Source organism: Streptomyces sp. 8K308, from assembly GCF_004348315.1.
Lineage (GTDB): Bacteria > Actinomycetota > Actinomycetes > Streptomycetales > Streptomycetaceae > Streptomyces.
This window is the reverse complement of the sequence record NZ_SMKC01000528.1, coordinates 1-3,131: the sequence shown is the minus strand read 5'-3', so window position 1 is coordinate 3,131 and position 3,131 is coordinate 1. Positions and strand designations below refer to the sequence as shown.

At 71.3% G+C, this 3,131-nt stretch carries 5 protein-coding genes; 3 read left to right on the top strand and 2 right to left on the bottom strand.

Going from position 1 to position 3,131, the window contains the following annotated elements; genetic code table 11:
- The coding region (locus E1265_RS35195; RefSeq protein WP_132935019.1) for a GNAT family N-acetyltransferase at nucleotides 1-223 on the top strand (223 nt) is incomplete at its 5' end.
- On the opposite strand, the gene E1265_RS35190 is transcribed toward E1265_RS35195, so the two are convergent.
- Nucleotides 199-720 (bottom strand): MarR family transcriptional regulator, encoded by a 522-nt coding sequence (locus tag E1265_RS35190; RefSeq protein ID WP_132935018.1) that lies wholly within the window; start codon nucleotides 718-720, stop codon nucleotides 199-201. The genes E1265_RS35195 and E1265_RS35190 overlap by 25 nt on opposite strands.
- A 113-nt stretch (nucleotides 721-833) precedes the next feature.
- On the opposite strand from E1265_RS35190, the gene E1265_RS35185 reads away from it, so the two are divergent.
- Nucleotides 834-1,940, top strand: a complete 1,107-nt coding sequence (locus E1265_RS35185; RefSeq protein WP_132935017.1) for an epoxide hydrolase family protein — start codon at nucleotides 834-836, stop codon at nucleotides 1,938-1,940.
- A gap of 52 nt (nucleotides 1,941-1,992) precedes the next feature.
- Complete coding sequence (locus tag E1265_RS35180) at nucleotides 1,993-2,685, top strand: maleylpyruvate isomerase family mycothiol-dependent enzyme (RefSeq protein WP_132935016.1); 693 nt, start codon at nucleotides 1,993-1,995, stop codon at nucleotides 2,683-2,685.
- Between the two features lie 14 nt (nucleotides 2,686-2,699).
- Here the strand turns inward: E1265_RS35180 and E1265_RS37585 are convergent.
- Nucleotides 2,700-3,131: sensor histidine kinase (locus E1265_RS37585; RefSeq protein ID WP_165953998.1), on the bottom strand; the 432-nt coding region annotated here is incomplete at its 5' end.

Below are 3,131 nucleotides of genomic sequence, written 5' to 3'. Positions count from 1 at the left end.
CCACCTCGCCGAACTCTGCGTCCACCCCGCCCACCGCCGCCGGGGTATCGGCCGCGCCCTCCTCCACGAGATCCTGGCCGCCGCGCGCCACCGGCACCCGACCACCGATCTCCGCCTCTGGACCAACCTGGCCGGCCCCCAACGCGCCTACGAGCTGTACGAGAGCGTCGGCTTTCACCTGGTGGAGGAATTCGTCCGCTACCGCAAGCCGCTGACTGTGTGAACGGCCGGAGGGCCTGGTTCAGCGCCAGGGCCTTCGGCGGCGCCGGTTCGCCGGTCGTGGTGGTCCAACAGCCTGGACAGGAGCTCGGTCAGCCGCTCTCGCTCCTCGGGTGACAGCGGAGCCAGCAGTTCGTCCTGGGACTCGGCCAGTTGCTTCTCCAGTCGCCGCAGCTGCCGCCTGCCCGCGGCGGTCAGCGAGATGATGTTGCGCCGCCGATCGGAGGGGTCAGGGGCGCGCTCGACCAGTTGGCGGTCGGCGAGCTCGTTGATCGCCGCGACCATGTCGCTGACGTGGATGCCGCTACGGCGGCTCAGCGCGGCCTGGCTGGCCGGGCCGAACTCATCGAGCGTCGCCAGCAGGCGGTAGTGGTAGCCGCGGGCGTGGGCGGCCGAGAACCCGTCGGTCACCAGGCGGTGTGCGTGGTGGGCGGTCTGGGTGAGCAGCCAGCTGGGCAGGCGCTTCCACCTGGCAGGCGTCTCCTCGGGTGGGTTCTCCATGGGGCGAGTCTAGCGAATCGTTGGGCAAACCTATGATTAGTGTTATCGTTTGGACTCCAAACGTTAGTGCATCCAACGTTCTGTCGCACTCATGAACCCCTGGAGTCAGGACCATGATCAAGCCGTTCCGCATCGACATCCCCCAGGCCGACCTCGACGACCTGACCGACCGGCTCTCCCACACCCGCTGGCCCAACGAGGTCGTCGACGCCGGGTGGGACTACGGCTTCCCGCTGGCGCGGCTCAGGGAACTGGCCGAGTACTGGCGCGCCGGCTACGACTGGCGCGAGCACGAGGCCAGGCTCAACGAGCTGCCGCACTTCACCACCGAGATCGACGGCCAGAACATCCACTTCGTGCACGTCCGGTCCTCGAAGCCGGACGCGCTCGCGCTGGTCCTCACCCACGGCTGGCCCGGGTCGTTCCTGGAGTTCCTCGATGTGATCGAGCCGCTGTCGCGCGACTTCCACCTGGTGATTCCGTCCATCCCCGGCTTCGGGTTCTCCGGGCCGACCCACGAGCGCGGCTGGGACGCCGACCGGGTCGCCAGGGCCTGGGCCGAGCTGATGCGCCGCCTGGGGTACGAGCGCTACGGCGCGCAGGGCGGCGACTTCGGCGCGGGCATCTCCATCGCGCTCGGCGCGGTCGCGCCCGAGCACGTCGTCGGGGTGCACGTCAACTACCTGCCGACCCGGCCGGACCCCGACGTCGAGGTGTCGGAAGCGGACGAGGCCCGCCTTGACAAGGTCAGGCGGCTGATGGCGAACCGCCCGCCGTACCAGGCGCTGACGGCGCTCACCCCGCAGACCATCGGCTACGCGCTGACCGACTCGCCCGTCGGCCAACTGGTCTGGATCGCCGAGCGGTTCGCACAGTGGACCGACCCCGCCACGCCGGTCAGCGACGATCGGATGCTCACCGACATCTCGCTGTACTGGCTGACCGCGACCGCGGCCTCCTCGGGCCGGTTCCACCACGACAACCCGCGGGGGAAGAGCCAGCTGTCGTGCCGGGTGCCGCTCGGCGTGGCGGTGTTCGCGCACGACATCACCCAGTCGGTGCGACCGCTCGCCGAGCGGCTGTACGACATCAGGCACTGGTCGGAGTTCGACCGCGGCGGCCACTTCGCCGCGATGGAGGTGCCGGAGCTGTTCGCCGAGGACGTCCGGGACTTCTTCCTCGCCCACGCCAAGGAGGACCACGCGGCCACCACCCGCTAGTCCGCTAGTCCGCGCTGTCGGCCGCATGTCTGGTTCGGCTAGGTTCGGCCGTATGGACTCAGCCGCATACCTCGCGCACCTCCGCCGCGAGCTGGACGCGTTTCGCCGGTGTCTCGACGGTGACCTGACCGTGCCCGTCGAGCACTGTGGTGACTGGACCCTGCACGATCTCGCGGACCACCTCGGGCGCGGCAACATCTGGTCCACGGCCGCCGTCGTGGAGCGGCGGGGGGACTACGAGTCGATACCGGCGCCGCGTGAGCCGGCGGAGTTGGCGCGGTGGTTCGAGAAGGGGGCCGACATCCTGCTCCGCGTTCTGGACGCCGACCCGGACACCGGGGCGTGGACGTTCGCCCCGCCTCACACGGTCGGCTTCTGGCAGCGCCGCCGCGCCCTGGAGACGCTGGTGCACCGCTGGGACGCCGAGCACGCGCTCGGCGTACCGGGGCCGCTCGACCCCGAACTCGTCGCCGACGGCATCGCCGAGGTCTTCGACACGATGGCGCCCCGGCAGATCGACCGTGGCCGCGCGCGGCCGCCGGAGGCGGCGCTGCGGGTGGTCGCCACCGACACGGGCGGGTCCTGGACCCACGGCCCCGGCGCCGCCGTCGCCACCCTCGCCGGCCCGGCGGAGCCCCTGTTCCTCATGCTGTGGGGCCGACTTCCACGCGACGCCACGGTCTTCACCTGGGAGGGCGACCGCGCGGCCGGCGAACGGATCCTCGACGGGCCGCTGACTCCCTGACCGAGTAGTCCCCTTCAGGTGGTCCACTGGCGCCGGACGTTGACGAGGGTGGCGAACGTGCGGGTCCCCGTCGCCGGGTGCTGGGTGGCGGAGATGCCCCAGGTGCCGTGGTGGTTGGTGGTGAGCCTGGGGGTGAGGGGGAGGGCGGCGTACCGGAGCCGCTCGCACGAGGCGTGGCGCGGGTGGGTGTCGAAGACCGTGAGCCGGAGCGCGTTCTCGTGGTGCCGCAGGTTGAGGTGGATCGCCTCGCCCGGAGCGGTGAAGCGGCAGGCGTACGCGGTGAGTTCGCGGACCAGGAGCAGGGCGGGCTCCATCAGGTCGTCGAGCTCGTGGATGTCGAGGATCGTCTCGGCGGCCTCGTGCGCGATGGCCGGCGTGGCCGCGGCGGCGGGGAGGGTGAGCGCGTAGGTGAGGTTGTCGGGCCGCGGCTGCGGCAGGACGGGGAA